This window comes from Lyngbya aestuarii BL J (assembly GCF_000478195.2).
GTDB classification, from domain to species: Bacteria; Cyanobacteriota; Cyanobacteriia; order Cyanobacteriales; family Microcoleaceae; genus Capilliphycus; species Capilliphycus aestuarii.
Map to the genome: position 1 here is coordinate 39,209 of NZ_AUZM01000025.1, position 25,288 is coordinate 64,496.

At 40.2% G+C, this 25,288-nt stretch carries 19 protein-coding genes; 13 read left to right on the forward strand and 6 right to left on the reverse strand.

What is annotated here, in order from left to right:
* Positions 1 to 86: 86 nt before the first annotated feature.
* The gene (locus tag M595_RS12555) at positions 87 to 398 is read right to left on the reverse strand and encodes a hypothetical protein (protein ID WP_023066680.1); all 312 of its coding nucleotides are present in this window, start codon (positions 396 to 398) and stop codon (positions 87 to 89) included.
* Between the two features lie 829 nt (positions 399 to 1,227).
* On the opposite strand from M595_RS12555, the gene M595_RS12560 reads away from it, so the two are divergent.
* The 8 genes from M595_RS12560 to M595_RS12595 all read left to right on the forward strand — a co-directional run bounded on the left by M595_RS12560 (position 1,228) and on the right by M595_RS12595 (position 12,561).
* Complete coding sequence (locus M595_RS12560) at positions 1,228 to 1,473, forward strand: DUF8620 family protein (RefSeq protein WP_023066628.1); 246 nt, start codon at positions 1,228 to 1,230, stop codon at positions 1,471 to 1,473.
* Between the two features lie 469 nt (positions 1,474 to 1,942).
* Positions 1,943 to 4,243 (forward strand): sensor histidine kinase, encoded by a 2,301-nt coding sequence (locus M595_RS12565; RefSeq protein ID WP_023066630.1) that lies wholly within the window; start codon positions 1,943 to 1,945, stop codon positions 4,241 to 4,243.
* Positions 4,197 to 4,643, forward strand: a complete 447-nt coding sequence (locus tag M595_RS12570; RefSeq protein ID WP_023066669.1) for a response regulator — start codon at positions 4,197 to 4,199, stop codon at positions 4,641 to 4,643. Before M595_RS12565 ends, M595_RS12570 begins: the two co-directional genes overlap by 47 nt.
* Before the next feature lie 165 nt (positions 4,644 to 4,808).
* On the forward strand, positions 4,809 to 6,002 hold the full coding sequence (locus M595_RS12575; protein WP_023066625.1) for a hybrid sensor histidine kinase/response regulator: 1,194 nt from the start codon (positions 4,809 to 4,811) through the stop codon (positions 6,000 to 6,002).
* 19 nt (positions 6,003 to 6,021) lie between these two features.
* Entirely contained in the window at positions 6,022 to 7,674 is a 1,653-nt protein-coding gene (lnt, locus tag M595_RS12580; protein WP_203419075.1) for an apolipoprotein N-acyltransferase, read from the forward strand.
* Positions 7,675 to 7,735: 61 nt separating this feature from the next.
* A complete protein-coding gene (locus tag M595_RS12585) occupies positions 7,736 to 9,136 on the forward strand; it encodes an ABC transporter substrate-binding protein (RefSeq protein ID WP_023066662.1) in 1,401 nt (466 codons plus the stop codon).
* Positions 9,133 to 10,512 (forward strand): ABC transporter substrate-binding protein, encoded by a 1,380-nt coding sequence (locus M595_RS12590; RefSeq protein WP_023066634.1) that lies wholly within the window; start codon positions 9,133 to 9,135, stop codon positions 10,510 to 10,512. The genes M595_RS12585 and M595_RS12590 overlap by 4 nt, the downstream gene beginning before the upstream one ends.
* An 18-nt stretch (positions 10,513 to 10,530) precedes the next feature.
* Complete coding sequence (locus M595_RS12595) at positions 10,531 to 12,561, forward strand: HAMP domain-containing histidine kinase (protein ID WP_023066670.1); 2,031 nt, start codon at positions 10,531 to 10,533, stop codon at positions 12,559 to 12,561.
* A gap of 15 nt (positions 12,562 to 12,576) precedes the next feature.
* On the opposite strand, the gene M595_RS12600 is transcribed toward M595_RS12595, so the two are convergent.
* A complete protein-coding gene (locus tag M595_RS12600; RefSeq protein ID WP_023066655.1) occupies positions 12,577 to 12,990 on the reverse strand; it encodes a hypothetical protein in 414 nt (137 codons plus the stop codon).
* A 231-nt stretch (positions 12,991 to 13,221) separates the two neighbouring features.
* On the opposite strand from M595_RS12600, the gene M595_RS12605 reads away from it, so the two are divergent.
* Genes M595_RS12605 through M595_RS12615 form a run of 3 tightly spaced genes read left to right on the forward strand, consistent with a single transcriptional unit; the run spans position 13,222 to position 15,712 of the window.
* Entirely contained in the window at positions 13,222 to 14,673 is a 1,452-nt protein-coding gene (locus tag M595_RS12605) for a sensor histidine kinase (protein ID WP_023066648.1), read from the forward strand.
* 58 nt (positions 14,674 to 14,731) lie between these two features.
* Positions 14,732 to 15,349 carry a class I SAM-dependent methyltransferase gene (locus M595_RS12610; protein ID WP_023066642.1) on the forward strand — a complete coding sequence of 206 codons (618 nt, stop codon included), beginning with the start codon at positions 14,732 to 14,734 and terminating at the stop codon, positions 15,347 to 15,349.
* A 27-nt stretch (positions 15,350 to 15,376) separates the two neighbouring features.
* The gene (locus tag M595_RS12615; RefSeq protein WP_023066657.1) at positions 15,377 to 15,712 is read left to right on the forward strand and encodes a cupin domain-containing protein; all 336 of its coding nucleotides are present in this window, start codon (positions 15,377 to 15,379) and stop codon (positions 15,710 to 15,712) included.
* Between the two features lie 10 nt (positions 15,713 to 15,722).
* Here M595_RS12615 and M595_RS32720 read toward each other — a convergent pair whose 3' ends face one another.
* Complete coding sequence (locus M595_RS32720; RefSeq protein WP_023066626.1) at positions 15,723 to 15,857, reverse strand: hypothetical protein; 135 nt, start codon at positions 15,855 to 15,857, stop codon at positions 15,723 to 15,725.
* Between the two features lie 29 nt (positions 15,858 to 15,886).
* On the opposite strand from M595_RS32720, the gene M595_RS12620 reads away from it, so the two are divergent.
* Entirely contained in the window at positions 15,887 to 18,550 is a 2,664-nt protein-coding gene (locus tag M595_RS12620) for a tetratricopeptide repeat protein (protein WP_023066656.1), read from the forward strand.
* Between the two features lie 57 nt (positions 18,551 to 18,607).
* On the opposite strand, the gene M595_RS12625 is transcribed toward M595_RS12620, so the two are convergent.
* The 3 genes from M595_RS12625 to M595_RS12635 form a co-directional block, all read right to left on the reverse strand.
* The gene (locus M595_RS12625) at positions 18,608 to 21,157 is read right to left on the reverse strand and encodes an adenylate/guanylate cyclase domain-containing protein (RefSeq protein WP_023066682.1); all 2,550 of its coding nucleotides are present in this window, start codon (positions 21,155 to 21,157) and stop codon (positions 18,608 to 18,610) included.
* A gap of 350 nt (positions 21,158 to 21,507) precedes the next feature.
* Entirely contained in the window at positions 21,508 to 22,641 is a 1,134-nt protein-coding gene (locus tag M595_RS12630; protein WP_023066667.1) for a glycosyltransferase, read from the reverse strand.
* Between the two features lie 141 nt (positions 22,642 to 22,782).
* Positions 22,783 to 23,643, reverse strand: a complete 861-nt coding sequence (locus M595_RS12635) for a prohibitin family protein (RefSeq protein ID WP_023066613.1) — start codon at positions 23,641 to 23,643, stop codon at positions 22,783 to 22,785.
* Between the two features lie 471 nt (positions 23,644 to 24,114).
* On the opposite strand from M595_RS12635, the gene recF reads away from it, so the two are divergent.
* Positions 24,115 to 25,287: a DNA replication/repair protein RecF gene (gene recF / locus M595_RS12640; RefSeq protein ID WP_023066645.1), complete on the forward strand. Its 1,173-nt coding sequence runs from the start codon at positions 24,115 to 24,117 to the stop codon at positions 25,285 to 25,287.
* Position 25,288 lies beyond the last annotated feature (1 nt).

Below are 25,288 nucleotides of genomic sequence, written 5' to 3' on the forward strand. Positions count from 1 at the left end.
TGACTCACAGAAAAACCTCCCTATCCAAAAACAGGGAAGTTTTAACAAAAAAATAAAGATTGGTCGTTAGAAATTAGGGCTTTACTCTAGCCTGCGGCTTCTGCGGGTCGTGGGGTAATCATATCGTTAGCATCGGAGAATTCGTCTTCGGTCGAATCAATCGGCATCATTTCGATATGGTTGAGTAGAGTGGTGACAAATGCAAACAGCAGAAAGGGTAAAGAGAGTACCACGATTAAACCGACTGTTGCTAAGGCGTAGATTTGGCGAGAGGTACTCCACAATGCTAAAGCAGATGCAAGAGTGAGAAAGATGACAATCAGCCAAATCATGATTTGAGCGTAAATATCACCAAAGCTTAGAGTACAACGGAAACGATATTTTTGCAGGTTATTCATTAGAACTTCCTCGTTACGATTCTTTCCCCCCCTGAGTTGGGAATGGGGAGTTTGGACAAGTTAGTTTTGTTTGTTGAGTCTATCGAGTTGTCGCTGGCATTTAGCAAACGGCTTTCAAGACCACAGACGACAGCTTCTTAATCAGCTTAAGAAGTTGGACTGAATTTTTTGACAACATTGCTTTAATTTTTAAGGTTAAAGCGATACACAGGTGGAGAGCAAATTCTAAACATTTTAATAAGACTTGTTACTAAACTTTACATAAAAGGGAGTAAAAATGCTCGGATTTGACCCTGTTAAGTGCAGCTTATACAAGATATCAATAAAATTAGGAATTCGCGATCGCCATTTCACAACGCTAAGGAATATTAAAAAGTGGATCGAGATCAGTCATTAAGAATCGGGTTTTACTGGGTTTTATATTATATTTAATTGTAGGCTTTGATGTGTTGAATTAACAGTTGAAAACCGACACCGCTTTGACTCGTTTCCCAACGACCATCCGGCTGATGCCAAAAAAAACTGCTTCTCGTTGATGACTACCCGGTTGAGGGGCTTGATGCAAAACCAAGAGTCAATGACTATCAGCCACCATCGCCCGTTGTTTTCCTGCACTTTTTTAGCCAAATTGATCGCGAATTTGATCGGGAATAGCCCAAGTGGGCGGAAGTTGCATGAGATTTTCCTCTCTCGGCACCGAAATTCTACTTAAAAATTTTAACAAAAATCACAACTATTCTGGGGATTCCTAACTTAATCAAGGGCAAAAATGGTAAAATTCTTATAAAAGTTCACAAAGATCAATAGATTTTAGGTTGATTTTAGTCTAATGAAAGAGTTATTTCTCACTTGGTTAAATCGTCTGTTAGTGTTTGATGTTTTTTTGGTTTTATTCAGCTTTTTTTGGTTAGTGGTTGCCGTTATTGGTCGTTCTCTCGATCTCTCCTTGGGTCTAGACCTGTGGTACAAGCTCTGGGAACCTGTTTTTACTCCCGCTTTGGGGATTTTAATGGGAGGAGCGATTTTAAGCGGTATTATCGGTCAAATTTCTAAGCGACTCAACAAGCAACTCTAAGCCATTAATAATGACCAGTAGACAGTGAGCAGTGTTCAGGACAAAATCAGAACTTCTGTTTTCTGTCTGCTCATTTTTTAAGTTTCACTTTAGCACAGCGATCGCTAAACTCAGCCCATAGAGTTGTAAACTTTAATGAAAAAAGTTTATTTTAATTAATAAGAGTTAATTAATCTCAGTTTTCCTTTGAAGTTTTCTGTTTTAAGACTTTCTCAAGAGTTGACCTGCCCAGCACAAGAGAAGACTGTGATATACTCAAAACAGTTAGAAAATAAGGAAAAATTGAGCGCAAATCTTTTTTGATAACGAGTCAATCGCAGCGGATAAAGATTGGGGAACAGTTAGAAACTTTTGAGTAATTATGCGGATAGAGCTTCTGATCAGTTCTCGGAATTTCAACTCATTAAATTTTTAGAAATATATAATTAAAGTTCAATATTTTATTCTCAATTAATGGGATCAAAAAATCATGAAAGATATCGATGTCGAACTGAAAGCCCGTAATCTCGTTCGTTTGGATCAAGAACCGATTCAAATCTCCGGTCAAGTGCAGCCTCATGGCATTCTTCTGGTATTGGAAGAACCGAATCTAAAAATTTTACAAGTTAGTACAAATACTCAATCTATTCTGGGGATTTCGCCAGAACAGATGCTCGAAAAAACCTTAGAAGATTTGCTCGATCCCTTTCAAATCGAACGAATTCAAACGGGATTATTTCAAGACAGTCTAGACTATCTCAACCCCACGAAAATCTGGATGAGAATCAGAGGCGACGAATATGTTGTATTTGATGGAGTCTTTCATCGCAACCCTGATCATTTTTTGATTCTTGAGTTAGAACCTGCAACCTCTCAAGAAAACATTCCCTTTTTGAGCTTTTATCACTTAGCTCGAATGTCAATTAACCAACTGGAAGAAACCGCCAGTTTGCATGAATTTTGTCAAATTATTGTCCAGGAAGTCCGAAAAGTCACCGCATTTGACCGAGTAATGCTCTACAAATTTGATGAAGAAGGGCATGGCGTTGTCATTGCTGAAGAAAAAATAGAGGAGTTAGAACCCTATCTCGGACTTCATTATCCCGAATCTGATATTCCCAAACCCGCTCGGAAATTATTGAGTGCAAATTGGATTAGAATTATTCCCGATGCGAGCGCCCAAGCCGTTGCCTTATTTCCCTATAAAAACCCCCAGATCGAACGTCCATTAGATTTCACTCATTCCACGCTGCGAAGTGCCTCTTCTTGCCATTTACAATACCTCAAGAATATGGGAGTCGGCGCTTCTTTGACTATCTCCCTGATTAAAGACGGAGAACTTTGGGGCTTAATTGCTTGTCATCATCGTACCCCCAAATATGTCTCCTATGAATTGCGGAAAGCGTGTGAATTTTTAGGTCGAGTCATCTTCTCTGAACTGTCTTCTCGCGAAGAAACTGAAGACTATGACTATCGAATGAAACTGACCTACATTCGATCCGCTTTGATTGATTTCATGTCTCAAGGTGAGAACTTTATCGAAGGTTTAATTCGCCATCAACCCAATCTTCTCGACCTCGCCAATGCTCAAGGTGCTGCCATTTACTTTGGGGGAAAGTGGACAACTCTGGGTGCAACTCCCAAAGAAGAAGATCTCAACTTTTTAGTGCAGTGGTTGAAGAAAAATACCGAAAAAGAAGTCTTTTCAACGAACTGTTTACCGCGCCTTTATTCTGATGCCGAACGGTTTAAAGAAGTCGCCAGTGGTTTACTTGCGATTACCATTTCCGAACGCAATTATGTCTTATGGTTCCGCCCCGAAGTCATTCAAACGGTGAACTGGGGCGGAGATCCCTCCAAAGCTATTGAAGCCACCCAGTCCGAAGGCGTGGTACAGTTATCGCCCCGAAAATCCTTTGAACTGTGGAAAGAAACAGTTAAACTCCAATCTCTACCCTGGAAACCGGTTGAAATTAATGCTGCTTTAGAACTGCGAAAAGCAATTGTTAATATTGTCCTGCGTCAAGCCGATGAACTAGCCCAACTCGCTCATGATCTCGAACGTTCCAATGGTGAATTGAAAAAGTTTGCTTATGTCGCCTCTCACGACTTACAAGAACCCCTCAACCAGGTGGCAAACTATGTACAATTGTTAGAGATGCGCTATCAAGAAGAACTCGACGAAGATGCCAAAGAGTTCATCGAATTTGCGGTTGAGGGAGTCAGTCTGATGCAAACCCTGATCGATGATGTCTTAGCCTACTCTAAAGTCGATATCCAAGGAGTTGAATTTGAACTCACCTCCGTCGGAACAGCTCTCGAACGAGCGTTGAGTAGCCTGCGAAGCCGCATCAGTGAAACTCGTGCTATTATTACTTCTGAACCGATGCCAACGGTGATGGCTGATAGTACCCAATTGATGCAATTATTTCAAAACTTAATTGGTAATGCTCTCAAGTTCCGCAGTTGTGAACCTCCGGAAATCTATATCGGAGCGCAACGACTCGAAGATGCTTGGCTATTTTCAGTCAAAGATAATGGGATTGGTATCGACCCTCAATTTGCTGAACGTATTTTTATCATCTTTCAGCGCTTGCACACCCGTGATGAATATGCAGGTACTGGGATGGGTTTAGCAATTTGTAAAAAAATTGTTGAATGTCATCGAGGTCGAATTTGGGTTGAGTCTGAACTTGGTCAAGGTACAACACTCTATTTTACGATTCCAGTCGGAGGACAAGCGCGTGATCGGCGAAGCCCAGGAAAGAACCAAAATCATCTTTTTAGTTGAGGATAATCGAGGCGACATTCGCTTGATTCAAGAAGCCCTAAAACGGAGTACCATCCAACACGAAGTTGTGACGGTGAGAAATGGGATGGATGCGATGTCTTTTCTACATCGGGAAGGGGAGTATAGCGAAGCTCCCCGACCAGATTTAATCCTATTGGATTTGAATTTGCCTCGCAAAGACGGACGGGAAGTGTTAGCCGAAATTAAAGCAGACCCGGACTTAAAACGGATTCCTGTTGTCGTTTTAACCACCTCTAAAAATGATGATGACATTTCCCAAAGTTACAACTTACACGTCAACTGCTACATCACTAAATCTCGCAACCTGAGTCAGTTGTTTGAGATTGTCAAGGGGATTGAGGAATTTTGGCTAAAAATTGCCACTCTCCCGACTCAATAAGGTATCTTAAATAAAATCAAGTATGAGGGGGTGAAAAAATAGAAATAAAACTTTTCCCATTTGTTTTTTTTGAACAGCGCCAGCAACCAAAAGTTAATCTCAGAACGTCAGTTGATGACGTGTTCTATCCGTGTTATGGAGCCGTATGAGGGGAAAAGCAAGGAAATGATGCCTGCAAGTTTGGTAAATATTCTATTGATAGAAGATAGCTTGGCTGAAGCCCGCTTCCTGCAAGAATTGCTCAAAGGTTCCAAGCTAGACTCTTGTAATCTGATTCATGTCAAACGACTGACTGAAGCCGTTCATCTGCTCACCGACGAACAAGCCCTTGTCTATGATGTGATTTTACTTGACTTAACTCTCCCCGATAGTCAGGGACTCGGATCAATTCAGCCCCTTTTGCAATTTGCTCCGAGTGTTCCGATTGTCGTTTTAACAAATACTAATGATGATGAACTTGCTCTCGAAGCTGTTCGACAAGGAGCGCAAGATTATCTGGTGAAACGACAAGTTAATGTCGAAACATTAGTTCGTTCTCTGCGTTATGCGATTGAACGGAAACAAGCAATGGAATCTTTGCGGGAAGTCAATCAAAGCTTATCTCATCGGGTCAAAGAACAGACAGTAGAGTTAGTGAAAGCCAAAGAACAACATCAACTCACCTCAGAATTTGTTTCGATGATGTCTCACGATTTTCGCAATCCCTTAAGTACCATTTTATTGTCAACAGAATTATTGCGAGATTGGGAACAAAGTTTAAGCAAAGAGCAAAAAAGTTCGATCTTTCAACGCATTCGTTCTGCGGGTAAAAATTTGGTTCAATTATTAGATGAAGTGATTTTAGTCGGTCAAGCCGATGTTGATCGCTTAGAATGTTTACCGACCCCTCTAGATTTAGAATCTTTTTGTCAACAATTAGTCGAAGAAGCCCAACTGGAAGCCAGTTCTCAACACCAAGTCGAATTAAAAATGCAAGGAGAATTTGCAGAAACATTATGGGATGAAAGCCTGTTACGACATATTTTTAGTAATTTATTCGCCAATGCGATTAAATATTCTCCTCAAGGCGGTATGATTCAGTTAGAAGTGATGGCTCAAGATAATATTGCCATTTTTCATCTCATTGATCACGGGATTGGCATTCCACCTCATGATCTTGTAAAATTATTTCAAGCTTTTCATCGCGCCAGTAACGTCGGTAAAATTTCCGGTACAGGTTTAGGATTAGCCATTGTTCAGCGCTGTGTTGAGGCTCATGGGGGCGAAATTGCGGTTGAAAGTGAAGTCGGGGTTGGTACCACTTTTGTAGTAAAATTACCTTTAGTCTATTCTTGTTCTACAACTTTACTAGAAATGTGATCAATTTTTGCTGATCGTAATGAAAACTAAATCCCATAAAGTTCAACCCAAAACCCTTGAATTTTCTCGCGTTATACAATTTATTTTAGATTATTTTAAACAAAATTACCAACTTGGATTAGTTTTGTTTGCTGGTGTATTAATGGGTCTAGCCGCAGAACCGACAGGCTTTTGGCTATTAGCATGGGTGGCGTTAGTTCCCTTGTGGCTTGTTGTTCTTCAGTCAAAAACTCACAAAATTTCGACTTTACCCTTTGCAATCGCTTGGGGAATTGGTTATCACGGCACCGTTTTATTTTGGATCACGGGAGTTCACCCCATGACTTGGTTAGGGGTTCCTTGGTTAGCTAGTTTAGCGATTGCACTGTTTTGTTGGATTTTTATTACTTTTTGGGGCGTTGGATTAGTCATTGTTTGGGCGAAAATATTATCCATTGTCAGCCGCCAAATTCCGAGTCAAAATCTCAATCATCTCTTAACTCGTGTGTTAGTTGGAACAGCCCTTTGGTGTAGTTTAGAATGGTTTTGGAGTCAAGGTTCTCTGTGGTGGTCATCCCTCTCTCTCACTCAAAGTTTTGGGAATTTAGTGATTCTGCATCTGGGTCAAATTTCTGGCCCTAATACTGTCACTGCGGCTTTAGTTGCGGTTAATGGATTGATCACAGAAGCATGGCTAATTAACCGCTTAAAAAACAAAATAGAAATCCGAACAAAAATCATAATTTATTTACTCCCAATTTTATGTTTTTCCCTCGCCCATTTAATCGGATTTTATCTCTATAGCCAACCCTTAAAATCCAACCCAGAAACAGCGTTAAAAATTGGCATTATTCAAGGTAATATTCCTAACAAAATTAAACTCTATTCTGAGGGATGGCGTCAAGCATTACAAGGCTACACAACCGGATACATAACCCTAGCCGATCAAGGAGTAGATGCGGTACTCACTCCCGAAACTGCACTTCCTTTTTTATGGAAAACACCCGCTCGTGATCAAAGTTCATTTTATCAAGCCATTTTAGAGAAAAAAGTTGTCGCTTGGGTGGGAAGTTATGGTCAAGAAGGAAATCGGATCAGTAATAGTTTATTTACCGTCGATAGCGAGGGAAATATTATCAGCCAATACAATAAAGTGAACCTGGTTCCTTTGGGGGAATATATTCCGTTTGAATCCATTTTAGGTCGCTTTATCAATCGATTATCACCCTTAGATTCTCATCTGGTTAAAGGCGATCCCAATCAACAATTTAATACTCCATTCGGTCAAGCCATTGTTGGGATTTGTTATGATTCAACCTTTACTCGACATTTTCGCCGTCAAGCCAAAACTGGAGGAGAATTTATCTTAACTGCTTCTAATGATTCCCATTATTCAGCAGGAATGTTAGCTCAACACCATGCTCAAGATGTGATGCGAGCAATAGAAACAGATCGGTGGGCAATCAGAGCAACAAATACAGGGTATTCTGGGGTGGTTGATCCTCATGGAAAAACCCTTTGGAAATCACAAATGGATACCTATGAACTTCATATCGGGATAATTCAACCCCAACAAACCCAAACGTTGTATGTTCGGTGGGGAGATTGGTTCACCCTCGTTTTACTCATTTTAAGTATCATCGCAATTGCTGTTAATTTGGTTTTTCAAACAATATTCAGGGTTTCAGATTGAAAATTGCAGGTTATAACGGAAGAGTAATGTTAAACCCTCTGAGTTAGAGCCTATTTCTAGAATGAAGTTTAAACTGACTGTCATTTTATGTTTTCTGTTGAGTTTAGTCTTGGTGACTTGTTCCCAGTCAACTCCCGACCATTCTGCATCTCTTTCTACCAATAACAATAATACACCTGTTAGTATTTGGTGGACGAATGGATATTATCCAGAAGAAGATGAAGCCATTCAGCAAATAGTTCGTCAATGGGAAGATGAAAGCGGTTTTAAAGCAGAACTGAATTTTTCAGCGGAAGAAGTTAATCTCCAACGCATCCAAGCCGCCCTAGAAGATAATAATCCACCTGATATTGTCTACAATCAAAAAGCAGAATTTGCACTAAATCCTCGTGTCGCTTGGGAAGGAAAAGGGAGTGAAGTTTCAGCCGTCATAGAACCGATTCAAGAGCGCTATACTTCGAGTGCAGTTCGTTCGACCTATTTATACAATACTCGCACTAAAAATTCCGGGTATTATGCAGTTCCAATTCATCAACAAACCTTGCATATTCACTACTGGCGAGATTTATTAAATGATGCTGGATTTACAGATAGCGATATTCCTCGAGAATGGGATAAGTTTTGGAGCTTTTGGCAACAAGTTCAAGATAAACTGCGTGAACAAGGACAAGCAGATATTTATGGAATTGGTTTGAATTTTTCAGCCGAAGCTAATGATACTTTTTATGAATTTGAACAGGTTTTAGCGGCCTATGGAGTGAATTTATTGGATGATCAGGGTCAATTGCAAGTTGAAAATCCTCAAGTTCGCCAAGATTTAATTCAAGTGTTAGAGTGGTTTACAGACTTCTACAAACAGGGATATGTTCCTGAAGATTCTGTTGATTGGCTTCCGGCAGATAATAACGTTAATTTCCTCAATCGCCGACTGGTCATGACATTAAATCCAACTCTCTCAATTCCCGCTTCTCAACGTTCCGATGAGCCTGTTTATCATGATCAAATTGTTACTTTAGAATTGCCTCAAAATCCGGATGGGAGTTCACCCGAATACCTCGTTTCCGTTAAACAGATTTTGAGTTTTGCCGATTCTCCCCATGAACAGGGAGCGAAAAGTTTTCTGTCTTTTATCGTTAAACCTGAAGTCATCAATGAATATTTAAAACAATCAGCAGGGCGTTATTTTCCTGTTATGCCTGAACTCCTTTCTGATCCGTTTTGGAATAATTTAGATGATCCCCATATTTCAGTTGCTCGTCAACAATTTGCTTCTACTCGTCCGCTAAACTCCATATTATATCCGGCTTATGCTCAACTCTTTGCAGAAAATATTTGGGGTCAAGCCTTAGAAAAAATTGTCGTTGAAGGAGTCTCAGCAGAGACCGCAGCCGATCAGGTTATTCAACAAATAAAAACGATATTTGCTCAATGGAAACAGTTAAAAATTGGAGAAAAAATATGAAGCAAAAATTGATAATTATCTTCCTCTTTTTATTCAGTTTGATTTTATCCACTTGTAGCGGAGAAATGCTACCCCAAAAAACTTCGATAAACATTAGTGATCGCCCTTTAACAATTTGGTGGAATCGGGGCTATTATCCCCAACAAGATGAAGCAATAGAACAACTTGTTTCTGATTGGCAAAAGCAAACTAACAACTCCGTAGAGTTATTGTTTTTTAGTGAAGATGAAACTCTTTCTAAAGCAATTAAAGCAATAGAAAATAACAATCCACCCGATATTTTGTTTTCAGAAAGAGCAGAATATACTTTGACTCCTCTGTGGGCAAAAAATGGAAAACTAGCTGATGTTTCACCCGTGATTGAGTCGATTAAAGCTCAATACACTCCGGTTGCCTTGAAATCAGCTTCACTTGATAATGATGTCACCAAGAAAAGTTCTTATTATGCTGTTCCTTTGATGCAGCAAAGTCTTCATATTCACTATTGGAAAGACTTAGTTAAACAAATAGGTTTACAAGACTCAATTCCTCAAGATTGGCAAGGGTTTTGGAATTATTGGAAACAGGCTCAAGAAACTTTATTACTGCAAGGACGAAGCGATATTTATGCGATGGGCATACCCATATCTGTGGCTTCTTCTGATACTTATTGGGTATTTGAACAGATTCTCGAAGCTTATGATGTTCGACTGATTGATTCTCAGGGTAAACTTAAACTCGATAAACCTCAAGTTAAAGCCGGAATTACCGAAGCGTTAACATGGCTGACTAATCTTTATAAAGCCGGATATATCCCGCCTAATTCTATTAACTGGTTAAATGCAGATAATAACACCACTTTCCTCAATAAAATGACCCTAATGACCTTAAATGTGAGTTTATCCATTCCCGGTTCACAACAACAAGATGAAGATATCTATCTCAATCAAATGGCAACGATACAATTTCCGAATAAACCGAGTGGAGAGCCGATGAAATCCCTAACTTCAATAAAACAAGCTTTGATTTTTGCCGCTTCTCCCAATCAAACCCTAGCCCAAGAATTTCTGACTTATTTAGTCCAACCGGATCATTTAGAACAATATATTAAAGGAGCCGCAGGACGATATTTTCCAGTCATGCCGGAACTCTTTTCTGATCCATTTTGGAATAATCCAAATAATCCTCATGTTTATGAAGCAGCGAAACAACTACGGCAGGGTAAAACTCGTTCTTTGTATCAAGTTTTAAATCCCGCTTACGCTCAAGTCTCTACTGAAAATATTTGGGGTGAAGCCCTTCAGCAAGTTGTCGTTAATGATGTTTTGCCAAGTGTTGCCGTTGATCAAGCAATTGAACGGATTAAAGAAATTTTTGCTGAATGGAAAACTACTTAAATAGGAATTAACTTAAGAATGAAATTCTGGAAAAAAAGTCTATTAGTACAGCTTGTTGGCTCATTTTTGCTCCTCTCGTTGGTGATTGTTGCTTTAGTGGGTTCTGTTGCTTTTTATCAAGCTAAAGCCTCTTTAAAGCAATCCGTTTTTGATCGACTGAGTTCAGCTGCCTCCCTGAAAGAACAAGAGTTAAATCGTTGGGCAAGAGATCAAAGCCTGACGGTATTATCATTAGCTCAGTTGCCCGAAATCCGTAGTCAAGCAGAAGCTCTTTTAAGTAACTCTGATAGGGAATCTAATCAAAGTTTTTTACAAGATAGTTTAACAGCTTTTATCAAGCATCAAACAGGCTTAAAAGAGATTTTTATTCTCTCCCGTTCGGGTCGAGTTTTAGCTTCAAATAATTCGACTCAAATTGGCTTATATAAACCTTTAGTTCAATATAGTTTAGTCACGCCGGACTCAACAGAAGGATTTATTTCTAATTTTTATCGTTCACCGGAGACTGGACAGCCTGAAATTACCTTTGCAATTCCGCTTTTAAATGCTGAAAATAAACAACAGGGAATTCTTGCGGCTCATTTAAATTTAGATCGAATTGATCAAATTATTCGTCAAAATACAGGCTTAGGAAGTACAGGAGAAACCTATTTAGTAGGAAACGTGGGGAGCAGTTTATCCAGTCGTTATGTTTTTCTCTCTACTCAAAAATCAAACTTAAAAGAATTTTCTGAAGGCATTGAAAGTTGGTCAATTCAAAAAGCTATGCAGGGAAAAAGTGGTCGCGGATTTTATCTAAATTATCGGGGTACACCTGTGATTGGAGTTTATTATGCTTTACCTGGACAAGATTTAGCTTTAATTGCAGAACAAACTCAAGTCGAAGCATTTGCTCCGGCTCGAAAACTAGCCACTTCAATTTTAATCAGTGGTTTATTTTTATCGAGTCTAATGGCAGTGGGAATGTTAATATTAGGTCGTCAAATTGTTAAACCGATTAAAGCAATTGCTCAAACGGCTCGTTTAGTGAGTAAAGGAGATTTGAATCAAACAGCACCTGTACTGAGTAATAATGAAATTGGAGTGCTAGCGGGTACATTTAACCAGATGATCAAACAGTTGAGATTATCCTATCAACAGTTAGCCGATTATAGTCATACCTTAGAAGAAAATGTTGAGCAGAGAACGCAGGAAATTCGTCACAAAAATCAAGATTTAGAAGCGACCTTAAAAGAACTGAAAAAAGCCCAAACTAAACTGGTTCAACAAGAAAAAATGGCAAGTTTAGGTCAGCTTGTTGCTGGAATTGCCCATGAGATTAATAATCCCGTTAACTTTATTTATGGAAATGTAGAACCGGCTTATGAATATGCTCAGGATTTGTTAAATTTAATTCGGCTTTATCAACAAAACTATCCTCAGCCCTCTCAAGAAATTATTGATGAAATTGAGGAAATTGACTTAGCATTTATTCAAGAAGACTTTGTGCAGTTATTAAATTCTATGAAGGACGGATCTGAACGGATTAAAGATATTGTTTTATCTCTGCGAAATTTTTCTCGACTAGATGAATCTGAACAAAAACAGGTTGATATTCATCAAGGAATTGAAAGCACCCTTCGTATTTTACAAAGCCGCCTGAAATCTCAATCAGAAGGGTCTGAAATTAAAGTCATTAAACAATATGGTAAACTGCCTCTCGTGAACTGTTATCCTGGTCAACTTAATCAAGTTTATATGAATCTTATCAGCAATGCAATTGATGCTTTAGAACCAGATGATCAAGTGAACAATCCTGAAATTAATATCTGTACAACGGTGATCAATGATCACATTGAAATTCGGATTGCTGATAATGGTTCAGGGATTAAACCCGAAATATTAGAACAAATCTTTGATCCATTTTTCACAACAAAACCCGTTGGAAAAGGAACGGGTCTAGGTTTATCAATTAGTTATCAAATTATTGTAGAAAAGCACAAAGGACAGCTTCTCTGTCATTCTAAACGGGGAAAAGGAACAGAATTTAGGATTAAACTACCGATTTAAACTCCGCAAATTAGATTAAGTTGAAGCAGCAATTGCCGCAATTATACCCAGAACAAATAAGATAGCGAAGAACACTAAAGCAATAATCACTAACCAGTATTGCAAAGTATAAAGTTTACGAAGTTCACCCAAAGCAATCATTAAATTCTCAATATCTGTTCCCGCAGTTGTGACAATTTGTTTGAATGCTTTTGCTGCATTTCTAGTCCAGGTACCAATTAGTAATGAGAAAAATCCTTGAATCAGATTATTCAGAACAATAACTGTTTTTTCAGAAGCCGCGAGAGCCGTAAATAAATTCACAACTCCCACTACAATTCCCAACACACCAATCACAATTAATAGAATCGCTACAAAATTCATTTTTTTGGCTAAATCACCAATTAACTCATTTTGACTGCTGCTAAACTCATACCCCGATGGTGTCATGGCATCATTCTCCGATTTTTTCTAGCTCTATCATCATTGCAGAGAGTGCCACAGCGAGCAACAGAAATTAATGTAATGTAAAAGTTTAAGCTTTAGTTAAGCAGAGATTAATCTTGGAAACCTTCTGTGCAAGGATTCCCGTCTTTACTTAAAATAAAAGAGAGTCCGTATATTTCGGGTGGATCTGCACAGCTTACTTTAACAAAATCTTGAACTTTGATCAACTAACCCATGTTAAATACCTACTCCCCCGATCACTCTCACACCATCGAGTTCAACCGTTCTGCTCAAAATCTCCATCTAGAGTCAACTTTAGAAGATCTTTCTTTGTTTGAAATTCAAGTTGATATTAATCAAAGAGGAGTGATTGTTACTCAACTTTTTGAGTCTGATTCCACCATTCCCGGTGTGATTTTGATGGATGGAAAAAAGTTCATTGGAATGATTTCTCAACGGCGATTTTTTGAACGGATGAGTCGCCCCTACGCCCGAGAATTGTTTTTAGGGCGATCGCTTCATATTTTCTACAATTTTGCTCAAACCGATTTGTTATTATTATCAGGAGATACCCCCGTTGTGGAAGCTGCCCAACAAGCTATCCGTCGTTCTCCCCATCTTCTTTATGAACCAATTGTTGTCAAACTTTCTTCTACTGAATATCGCCTACTGGAAGTTCAACAACTTCTGATTGCTCAATCTTGTATTCATCAACTCGCAACTGAACTCCTCCGTCAAAAAACTCAAGCCCAACTCATTCAAACTGAAAAGTTAGCAACTTTGGGTCAAATGTTAGCAGGAGTTTCTCACGAAATTCGGAATCCGGTTGCTTGTATTTTAGGAAATCTTCAATGTCTTTCTAATTATTATCAAGATTTTATGGGTTTAGTCGAAACTTATGAACAAGAATTTCCGCAACCTTCCCAAGCTATCGAAGACTACAAAGACGAAATAGATTTTGAATTTACTCAACAAGACTTACCCGAAGTTTTAGACAGCATCAAAATTTCTTCTGAACGACTCACTCACCTTGTTAACAGTCTCCGATGTTTTTCCCGAGTTGATAGTTCTAAACCAGAAAAAGTAGAGATAAACTATTGTCTAGAAAATACCCTATTAATTTTAAAAAATCGATTTGTACCGGGAATAAACTTGATTAAAAAATACGAAAAAGTTCCCCCAATCTATGGCTACCCCAATCAACTTAGTCAAGTTTTTCTTAATGTCATTTCCAACGCGATTGATGCTCTAGAAGATATAAGCCAAGACCATCCACATCTAGCAAAAATAACGATTAAAACAGAAGTTCGAGAGTGTTCTGAGATCGAAAAGCAGACGCTTAAAATTCCTTCTCATTCTCCGATGGAAACACGATTAGACTATCCTGCTGAGTATTTTGATCATTCCAGTTCACCGAATTCTAATTGTGACTGTCAAACAAAACCCTCTAATCACTTACCTTGCTGCATTTCAATTCGGATCAGTGATAATGGCCCTGGAATTCCAGCCCCTGTTTTAGAACGTATTTTTGAAACCTTTTTTACCACAAAACCTCCCGATAAAGGCACAGGTTTAGGCTTGTCTATCAGCCATGAAATTATTACTGAAAAACACCGAGGAAAATTAAATGTGATCTCCCAAGTCGGACGAGGCACAGAATTTGAAATTTTGTTACCTATTCTGTAAAATAGATTAGTTCAATGAGGTTTAAAATCTCAGGATCTAATATATGGAGATGTAGAGAATGGGTTTCTATAGCCGAGTGATTTTACCTCGTTTGCTGGATTGGACAATGGCTGATCCAGCTTTTACCCAATATCGTCAACAAGTCCTAGCCAATGTCGAAGGAGAAATTCTAGAAATCGGCTTTGGGACAGGACTAAACCTTTCCTATTATCCCCATCATATCGAAAAAATTACAACAATAGATCCCAACTCCGGTATGAACAAACTCGCCCAAAAGCGAATACAAGCCTCAAAAATAAAGGTAGAAAATCGGATACTGAATAGTGAAAGTTTACCGATGGCGGACTCGACTTTTGATAGTGTTGTTAGTACCTGGACACTCTGTAGTATTGCCCAAGTTGAAACAGCCTTACAAGAAATTTATCGAGTTCTTAAACCGGGTGGAAAATTCTTCTTTGTTGAACATGGACTCAGCGATCAACCCCAAATACAAGTTTGGCAAAATCGCTTGACTCCTCTCCAAAAAATTATCGCTGATGGTTGTCATCTCAACCGCAATATTCAGCGTTTAGTTGAACAACAATTTCAGGAAATTACCTTAGATAAATTTGACATCGAGAACTTTCCTAAAGTTGGCAGTTATACATATATGGGAGTCGCAACGAAAACCAATTAACTAACCTTTAGATCAAGAAAAAATTAAATGAAAAATATCTACACCCTACCCGAACCCCTCCCCAACTCAGAACAATTTGAACCCATAATTCAAAATCAATCTCTATTAATAGAACGGATTATTTCCACCGGACAAACAACCCCCGAGGGAGAGTGGTACAATCAAGAACAAGATGAATGGGTTATGCTTTTGCAGGGAGAAGCAACCCTTTCTGATTCCGATGGTTCACAAATTCAACTCAAACCGGGGGACTATTTACTGATTCGCGCCCATCAAAAACATCGAGTAGAATACACCAGTACCAACCCCCCTTGTATTTGGTTAGCCATTCACGGGAATTTAAACGAGAATTTACAATCTTGAGGGATTTCCGCTACAATTGAAAAACCCCAAAGACTCCTTTATCTTGAGGTTTGAGGGATGAAGTTCGGCATTCTACCCCCGACAAAGCGCATTTTTTACGACCATGATTCGGTAAACTAGAAAAAATTGAGATTGCAGTCGCCATCAAACGGGACTGGCGAGGCAAAATCGACCTTGGCACATCCATTACGGGCAAAAGGAGTTGCGATGAACCGTCAAAATCAAGCAGTTTTAACTTTAGCGTACAGAAGCGGTGTTTTGCTCTCAACCATCCTACTGTTATTGGGTGTCGCCAGCCCCTCTTTTTCCCAGTCTCCCGCACCTACAGGCGATACAGAAGCGGAAACCGAAGTCCTCACCCCAGAGCAAGAATTGGAACAGTTGCGACGGGAACGAGAAATTCAAGAGGGTGTCCAAGCCGAGGCGAACCGCATTTTTAGCCGCACCATGACGTTGTTTAACCTCCTGTTGGGGGTTTTGGTGGTGTTATTGGGGGTGGGTTTAGCGGCGTTGTGGGTGTTGCGACGTTCGGTTATCCATGAAGTGACGGGAATTGTCGAAACTCACCTTAACGAACTGGGAGACTTAGAAAATCGCATTTCTAGTGCAAATCGTAAAATTCAAAGTGTTCTGCGCGATACGGATACTCACATCAATGATTTGTATCAACATTCCGATGAATTTCAAAAAGAACTGGAGTTAGAACGTCAAAAAGTTGATGAAATGCGTTCTCATCTCTCTCATTCTCAACAACAAACAATCGCCGAATTAGAACATCAAGTTAAGCAAGCCATCCAAGAACGTAAACAGTTAGAAAGTAAATTTGCAGCCCAACTCGGGGAACTGAACCAACAAGCCCGACATCAACAAGATGAGATTTTACAAAACTTAGAACGTTCCAGTCAAGGCGTGATCTCCGAGTTTTCTCAACTACAAAACCAAGTCAAAACCCGCCAAGACGAAACGCTGAAGAATTTGAATTCCTCCCAAAGCGAATACTCCAGCCAACTCTCCGAACTCAAGCAAACCGCCCAACAACAACGAGATTTAGTCATCAGAAATATCGATCAGTTGGGGATAGATTTGTCAGAAAAGCTATCGAGTTATGAAGCTGACATTCAAACTCAAAAAGATGGAACTGTTCGGAACTTAAAGCAAGCCGAAACAGATTTTTCAACTCAGTTATCCGAACTGCAAAATTCAGCCCAAAGTCATCAAGATTCTTTACTGCAAAACTTACGTCAGTTAGAGTCAGATTTTGAACCGCAATTGTCTGAAATTCGCACCCAAGCCGAACAAAAAGCAAAACAACGTACCGATGAAATGCTGGCTAATTTTGAGAACTATGGCGGAGAACTAGAAGCGCAACTCTCAGAAGCCCAAGGGAAAATTCAAGAGCGAGTTCGAGAAAAGTATAACGCCCTCAAACAGCTTGAAGCCGAATTTATCGAACAGGTTAAACAAGCACAGTCAGGGGTAGAAACTCAAAAAGATCAGCAAATACAAAACTTCCAACAATTAGCAACAGAATTTGTCGAACAACTCTCCCAGTCAAAATCAGGAGTCGAAACCGAAAGAGAACAGCAACTTCAGAATTTACGACAATCTTCTTCTGAATTTATCGAAGAATTATCTCAAGCAAAATCAACCACACAAGCCGAACAAGAACAGCTTCTCAAACAATTTCAAAACTCAGGAAATGAACTGGAAAGTGAACTTTCTGCCTTTAAGTCTGATATTCGTACCCGGCGAGATGCTACCTTTGAGCGATTAGATCGCTTTGAAACCACCCTCGCCCAACAAGTCGAAGAAATCAAAGCCGACGCCCAAAACGAGAAAGACAAAATCCTGCAACAATTGTCTCAATTGCCGGGAAATATTCAAACTGAACAGGAAAAAGTTCTCAAACAATTATCAGAATTACAAGCCAACGCAGAGGCAGAAAAAGCTAAAATCCTCAAGCAGTTAGCAGATATTTCTCCCGCGTCCATTGCAGAAGGCGCAGTGGCAGAAATGTTAGAAAAAATTCAAGCCCTTTCCGAACAGCTTGAACGTCTCAAATCCAATCAACCCGAGTTGTTCTTAAGTGCAGAAGACTTTGAAAACCAAGGAATCAGTTTGATCGCAGACGGGCAATTTGAACAAGCCTTTGCAATGTTTGATAAAGCCGTTCAAATTCAACCCAATCGTCACACTGCTTGGCTAAATCGGGGGATGAGTTTACGACGAATGAAACGTTTTCAAGAAGCCGTCACTTCCTATGATCGGGCGTTAGAAATTGAGCCGAATTATCGTCAAGCATGGATAGATCGCGGTGTTGCTTTAGGGATTTTACAGGAACATCAACAAGCCTATGAATCTTTTGATCGAGCGTTGCAAATTAAACCCGATGATCCAGTCGCTTGGTTAAACCGAGGGATGGCTTTACAGGTGTTAGAACAGTTTGATGAAGCCGCGATTTCCTTTGAGAAAGCCACAGAACTTGATCCCAATTCAGCGAAGGCTTGGAACTATAAAGGGTACACCTTGATGAAGTTAAAACGGGATTTAGAAGCTTTAGAAAGTTTAAATCAAGCGATGAAACTGCAACCGAAATATGCTGATGTTTATTACAATACGGCGAGTTGTTATGCGGTTCAAGGAAAGTTGGATTTAGCGATGGAACATTTAGAACAGGCGATCGCACTTAATCCCCGTTATCGAGAAGAAGCCATGAGCGATCGCAATTTAGAACAGATTATGAAGCGTTTACGGTATCGGAATGCAGACAATAATCGCAATTCAAATAATGGTCAGCCTTCTGATCGGATTAATATGACGGCTCGTAGAATTGAATAAATCAGGTTTTAGATTCAGACTCGGCGATCGCCAGCAAGACACTTTTATTCTCTGTCTTTATTTCGTGGTCATGGTTTGAATTCCATTCCAATCTTCAGGGGGATAATTTTCCAAATATTGGAGCGATCGCATAATATAAATCTGTACGACTTGATCAGATTTACGAATATCTTGAGCCGTTTCAAAATGTTGGATCGCTTGTTTAAAATCACGCTGAAGATAAGCTTCTCTACCGCGATTATAAGCCTCTAAAAAATGTTCAGTTTCCGCCATCAAAGGCTCAGAACGTGCATCAATCAACTCATAAATATTAACAGCTTGATTTTTCCCTTTTACCCGAACTTTATCTAACTCTCGCACCCAAATTTTATCCCCACAAAGCTGATAGGTCATCTCACTCAAAATAATATCACAACCGTAAGTTTTAGTCAGTTGTTCTAGACGAGAACTTAAATTCACGCCATCACCAATCACAGTATAATCCATCCGTTTTTGTGAACCAATATTTCCTGAAACCACCTCACCCGAACTCATCCCAATTCCAATTCTAATTTGGGGTTCATTCGGACGAGAATGATTAAATTCTTTCAAACGCTTACGCATATCTAAAGCTGATTTTACCGCCATCCAAGCATGATTTTGTCGTAAAGGAAGCGGCGCCCCAAATACCGCCATCAACGCATCGCCAATAAACTTATCCAGTGTTCCTTCATGGTGAAAAACCGCTTCAACCATCGTTTCAAAATATTGATTGAGTAATGCAACCACATCAGACGCATCGAGATTTTCGGTAATGGTTGTATAACCCCGAATATCCGAGAATAATATTGTTACTTCCTTGCGTTCACCCTTCATTAATCCATCTTCACCCAACGCCATCACCTGTTCAGCAACACCGGGCGTCATATAACGATACATGGTCGTTTTCATCCGTTTTTCGCGGCTAATATCTTCAAGAACAACCAACCCCCCTCGCACGCCGCCTTCTGGATTTGTTAAAGGATTAACGGTTAAATTAATTCCCCGTTCAATCGGTTGAATTTGTTCGAGATCAAAACTATGATGATTATCCAATTCTCCCCAGATAAAATAAGCAGTTGAATTGAGACTATTCGGCACCACTAAAACGGGAATTTCATCATCATTTTGCCATTCTTTTTCTTGTTTTTTAACCAAGCCAACTGTTAGATTTTGTTCGGGAACAAAATGACGAGAACCATGATGTAAGCTACTTTCTAACCAAAACTTTAAATTTTCAATCGGAACCACTTCCCAAATTAATCGGCCTTTGAGTTTGTATTCCCAAAACTCCCTAATTTCTCGATTTTCCGGTTTCCGTCTCGGACACCCTAAAAGTTCCAAAGCTGCATCATTAATCGTGACAATTCTCCCTTGCATATCTGTAGAAATAACGACATCAGAAAGACTTTGAAGAATATCCTTCTGATATTGTTTTTCTAGCATCACATTTTCAAACAGTTGAGCATTTTGTAATGCAATTCCGGCTTGAGCATTAAAAGCTCGTAAAAACTCCTCATCAGAGTTAATAAAACTACCTTTATGTTTATTAATTAACTGGGTTACTCCGATCAATTCTCCCGAAGAATTGTAAACAGGCATACAAAGAATATTACGAGTTCGATAACCCGTTTGTTGATCAATCGAAGGATCGAAACGAGGATCAGTATAAGCATCCGTAATATTGAGAACTTGACCTGTCGAAGCCACAAAACCAACAATTCCACGATTGGCTGGAATACGCAGCTCCATCATCGTTTTCCCATCGGCTTTAGCTACTTTTGTCCACAGTTCATTGGTTTCTTTATTGTACAAAAATATTGTACTGCGATCAGCGTGCATCAAGCGACGAGCTTGTTCCATCACCGAAAGCAACGTATCTTCTAAATCTAAACTTCGACCTAAAGTATTTGTCGCTTCTAATAACGCCGCAACACCCCGTTGATTTCGAGCCGCAATATAAAAGGATTGACAACTTTCTAAAATAATCCCAATCGAATCAGCAAAGGAGCGAAATTGCTGTTCATCTTCGTCATTAAACGCCCCTTCTGATTTATTCAAAAGACGCACAACGGCAACAATTTCCTCTGTATTGTGAGAGCTAAAAATTGGCATACAGAGAATATTTTCAACTGCATAATTTAGAGGTTGATCAACTTCTGGATCAAACATTGAATTTGTGTTAATTTCCGCCACATTTACCGTTTCGCCAGTATTCGCGACATGACCAATAATTCCGGCATTCATCGGAAAGCGAATTTCTTGAGTTTCCCCTGTTTCTTCTTGAACTGTTTTGTACCAGAGTTGATTTTTACTGCGATTAATTAAGAAAATCGTCGTGCGATCCGCTTGAATAATCTGACCAATTTTGAGAGTGAAGGCATCCAGAAGTTGTTCGAGGAGTATTTCGAGTGCTTCATTATTGATCAGATCGATCGCTCGAAGAAATTGTTGAAACTCTGCGGTGATAAAATCTAATATACATATAAACTCCCCAATTGGCATATTCTTGACACGATCTGCCAACAAACCCATGCGATCAACTTGAGTCAGTGTAGCGAGGATGCTACCAGCATTAGAAAAGGTCATGGGAGAGATAGTTGTTCAACGAAGATGGCAAATCAGAGATCTGCTTTGGGGTAAACAGAAACCCGTTAACAGAAAACAGACAACAGGAAAAAGGAAACAGTTTAGGAGTAGATTTTGATGAAATATTCACGCTTAAATTGATATTCACCTGATCCATTTACCCCTCTAATACTGATAATCGAGATCTGAAAATAAGTGATCGGTCCCTGATAACTGTTAACTATTTTGCGAACTTCCTCTCTTACAAACTAAGTCTCACTGGAAATCGCAAGAGGGGAGTTCGCGCTGACAACGGGCTACTGATCACAACTGCCATTTTCTCTGTCTTCAGTCTAAGCGTCCAGACCAAACTAAGCAACTGATGGCAGAATATGACGGCTTAAAACCGTGCTATAGTAGCGTCGCAACTGTTGAGTCGCTGCGGCCCATCCCCAACGTTCCGCTTCTAGACGGGCGTTTTGGCGTAAGGTTTCCCGTTCAAGCTGGTGAGACAGTAACCGTTGAGTCGCAGAAATTGCCCCATCCTCATCAGCTGGATCAAAGAGATAACCATTCCCCCCATCGGTGACAATATCGGGAATCCCCCCGGAACGAGCCGCGACCACCGGAGTTCCCGCCGCCATTGCCTCTAGCAAGACTAACCCTAAAGTTTCTGTCCGAGAAGGGAAAATAAACGCATCAGCGCAAGCATAAGCATCCGCTAGTTCCTGTCCGCGTAAATATCCTACAAAATAAGTTGGAGTTCCAGCAAAATATTCTTCTAGAGTTTGGCGGTTTGGGCCATCACCCACCAGTGCCAGACGCGCATTGGGAATTGCTTCTAAAACAGGCTTGATACGATCAATTTCTTTTTCCGCACCCAAACGCCCCACATAAAGTAATAATGTACAATCCGGGTGGCCTTGGCTTAAGCGATCGCGCATTTTTGCCGTGGCTTGATGGGGTTGAAATAGTTCAGTATCAACGCCCCGTTGCCACAAATCCACCCGCTCAATGCCATGAGAGGATAATTCTTCGACCATCGCCGTTGAAGTACAAAGGTTTAAATCTGCCTGATTGTGAGCCGAACGTAGCAGCCCCCACAGTACCTCCTCCAACATCCCCAAACCGTAGTGATGTAGGTATTGAGGTAAGTGAGTATGGTAAGACGCAACCAAAGGCAAATTCAACTTTTTAGCATAATATAACCCACCCAACCCCAAAACCGCAGGATTAGCCACATGGATCAGATCCGGTCGAAAAGCCTCTAACTTCGTACCCACACCTGGATGAGGAATAGCAATCTTTAACTCGGGATACATGGGTAAGGGAAAACCCTCCACCCCAAAAATTTGACATCCTTTGTACTCTTTGATTCCTCCTTCTGGAGAAACAATGAGAACTTGGTCACCAGCCCGACGCAAATGGTCAACAGTGTGACATAGCCGTGTGACAATGCCATCGATCTTCGGTAAAAAAGTTTCAGTAAAAAGAGCGACTCGCATAGAAAGTAGCTTCTGAGTTGAGAATCGATAATATTCGCCCTATCATCATCTCAGAATTTGGGACAGGATAACATACCGTGATCAATCACCTGTCATTGGAGGGATAATTGATCAATTATCCCCGCCCGATCTCAATCCAACTTAGTTAGCCATTGCATCTTCTGATAACTCACTCAAATTAAACAAGAACGGCACACTACTGTTAGAATCTCCATTGAGAATCAAAACATTCGGCATCTGAGATCCGCCTTGTCTCCAAGCTTCAATCGCTTCTTTTTGCAGAACTAACTGGCCCCCTTGATTTTTCAAGGTTTCTGCTAACAGACGTTGAGCTTCTGCTCTACCCTTGGCTCGGTTAATATCGGCTTGCGCTTGTTGTTCGGCTTCTCGTGCCACATAAACCGCCCGTCGCGCCCGTTGTTCGGCAATTTGTTTTTCTTCGACGGCTCGGGCAAACTCAGGCGAAAACGCTAGATCAACGACACTGGTATCCAATACCACAATGCCATACTTATCTAGTCGGCTATTGAGTGCTTCATCAAAGTCGGCTTTGAGGTTATCGCGCTTGGTAATCGCTTCTTCAATCGTTCGTTTGGCTGCGGCAATTTTAAACGATTCTTGAGTTTGAGGGGCGATCACCTTAGAAACTACATTTTGTAACGTTCCCTGTTCTCGCCGAATTCTCACCACTTGTACCGGATCAAGACGGAAGTTAATCGCAAAACTCGCCGAAAGTTCTTGTAAATCCTTTGTGGAACTTTGAGCCGGAACTTCAAATTTTTGTACTGTCACATCATAAATATCAACCGCAGAAACCAGAGGGGGCTTAAAGTGAAGACCCTCTAATAGACTGCCATCTTGGGCTTTCCCTAAGATACTCAATACTCCCGCCTGACCCGGATTAATGATCACAAATGAATTGAGTCCGATTAAAAGAGCCGCGGAGAGAATAATACCTAAGATAATTGCAGGAAGACCCTGCTGTGGTGCTGCACTTTTCAATGTTGGAACTCCTTTTTCAAACAACGGTTTGAACAACCTGCGATTCGCGATCGCTTGGGGACAAACCTTTCACAAACCTATTAAGTGTAGCTGATGCTACGATTAGTCTCTCTTTGATCTTAAAGGTTTCAGGGTCAGATGTCGGCTCTAGAGTATTAAAACTTCGCTAAGTGTAAAGAGGTTGGATTCCAGCTCTTTACCGTTGATCAGGGATTTGAATCCCGCTTCTTTAACATTTGTTTACATCACAGACAGAAAATAATGCTACACATCTTTTTCCTAAACTCCCCCCTCCCCACCTCCCTATCGCTCATCTGTCGCCAATATTGAAAGATTTCATTTACATTGACAGGGGTTGGACTCGACCTGTTCATCCTCTCCGGGCAACAATCGGATAGATTGTCAAATCTGATCCATTGAGTGTATCATTCAACACTTACTATTTGATCTTGACTTTTGGCTTGATTTGCTATGTATCTTAAAACGCTACACCTCCAACAATTTCGGAACTATAGTGATCAAAAAGTAGCGTTTGATGCTCCTAAAACCATCCTTGTTGGTGATAACGCTCAAGGAAAATCTAATCTTTTAGAAGCAGTTGAGTTGCTCTCGACCTTAAAAAGTCATCGAGTCAGTCGCGATCGCGAACTGATTTTAGACACTCAAGACAATGGACAAATTACCGGAAATCTAGAACGAGAAACTGGACGCATAGAACTGGGGCTGATCTTACGAAGTAAAGCACGCCGTACTGTGCTATTAAATAGTCAGTCTCTCCGTCGTCAACTCGACTTTCTCAGTATTCTAAATGTGGTACAATTTTCAAGTTTAGACTTAGAATTAGTGCGAGGAAGTCCAGAACGCCGCCGGAGTTGGATTGATCGATTATTAGTACAACTTGAACCTGTTTATGCCTATATTTTACAACAATATTATCAAGTTTTACGACAACGAAATGCTTTACTCAAAACGGCTCGTTCTCAATCCCATTCATCTGGGGAAGAACACTCCCAAAAACCCATCTTAAACTCAGAATTAGCGGTTTGGGATGCTCAACTTGCCGTCACTGGGGCGCGTGTGATTCGACGACGATATCGAGTCTTAGAACGGTTGATTCCACTCGCTCAAACCTGGCATCATCTCATTAGTGGAAGTACCGAGAATTTACACCTCACCTATCAACCCAATGTTCAGGTTATTACAGCCGAAAATACTCGTTTATCCGCTCTCTCTCCCCAAGACGTTCAGCAAGCTTTTCTCCAAAAAATATCCACCCGGACTCTAGCAGAACAACAGCAAGGAACAACTCTAGTTGGCCCCCATCGAGATGATATTATCTTTACCATTAACCAAACACCCGCTCGTCAGTATGGATCTTCCGGTCAACAGAGAACTCTTGTTTTAGCCTTAAAATTAGCAGAACTACAATTAATTGAAGCCGTGATTGGTGAACCCCCTTTATTGCTATTAGATGATGTTTTAGCCGAACTCGATCTCAGCCGTCAAAATCAACTTTTAGAAGCCATTGGCGATCGCTTTCAAACCTTAATTACAACAACTCATCTTGGTGCTTTTGATTCTCAGTGGTTGCAGCAGACTCAAATCCTATCTGTACAAGCTGGAAAAATCGGTCAATATTTTTAAT

What these genes read in the sequence shown, in the direction of transcription:
- M595_RS12555 (WP_023066680.1), bottom strand. Translation starts at nt 398, where the DNA reads ATGAATAACCTGCAAAAATATCGTTTCCGTTGTACTCTAAGCTTTGGT.
- M595_RS12560 (WP_023066628.1), top strand. Translation starts at nt 1,228, where the DNA reads ATGAAAGAGTTATTTCTCACTTGGTTAAATCGTCTGTTAGTGTTTGAT.
- M595_RS12565 (WP_023066630.1), top strand. Translation starts at nt 1,943, where the DNA reads ATGAAAGATATCGATGTCGAACTGAAAGCCCGTAATCTCGTTCGTTTG.
- M595_RS12575 (WP_023066625.1), top strand. Translation starts at nt 4,809, where the DNA reads ATGATGCCTGCAAGTTTGGTAAATATTCTATTGATAGAAGATAGCTTG.
- lnt (WP_203419075.1), top strand. Translation starts at nt 6,022, where the DNA reads ATGAAAACTAAATCCCATAAAGTTCAACCCAAAACCCTTGAATTTTCT.
- M595_RS12585 (WP_023066662.1), top strand. Translation starts at nt 7,736, where the DNA reads ATGAAGTTTAAACTGACTGTCATTTTATGTTTTCTGTTGAGTTTAGTC.
- M595_RS12590 (WP_023066634.1), top strand. Translation starts at nt 9,133, where the DNA reads ATGAAGCAAAAATTGATAATTATCTTCCTCTTTTTATTCAGTTTGATT.
- M595_RS12595 (WP_023066670.1), top strand. Translation starts at nt 10,531, where the DNA reads ATGAAATTCTGGAAAAAAAGTCTATTAGTACAGCTTGTTGGCTCATTT.
- M595_RS12600 (WP_023066655.1), bottom strand. Translation starts at nt 12,990, where the DNA reads ATGACACCATCGGGGTATGAGTTTAGCAGCAGTCAAAATGAGTTAATT.
- M595_RS12605 (WP_023066648.1), top strand. Translation starts at nt 13,222, where the DNA reads ATGTTAAATACCTACTCCCCCGATCACTCTCACACCATCGAGTTCAAC.
- M595_RS12610 (WP_023066642.1), top strand. Translation starts at nt 14,732, where the DNA reads ATGGGTTTCTATAGCCGAGTGATTTTACCTCGTTTGCTGGATTGGACA.
- M595_RS12615 (WP_023066657.1), top strand. Translation starts at nt 15,377, where the DNA reads ATGAAAAATATCTACACCCTACCCGAACCCCTCCCCAACTCAGAACAA.
- M595_RS32720 (WP_023066626.1), bottom strand. Translation starts at nt 15,857, where the DNA reads ATGGCGACTGCAATCTCAATTTTTTCTAGTTTACCGAATCATGGTCGT.
- M595_RS12625 (WP_023066682.1), bottom strand. Translation starts at nt 21,157, where the DNA reads ATGACCTTTTCTAATGCTGGTAGCATCCTCGCTACACTGACTCAAGTT.
- M595_RS12630 (WP_023066667.1), bottom strand. Translation starts at nt 22,641, where the DNA reads ATGCGAGTCGCTCTTTTTACTGAAACTTTTTTACCGAAGATCGATGGC.
- recF (WP_023066645.1), top strand. Translation starts at nt 24,115, where the DNA reads ATGTATCTTAAAACGCTACACCTCCAACAATTTCGGAACTATAGTGAT.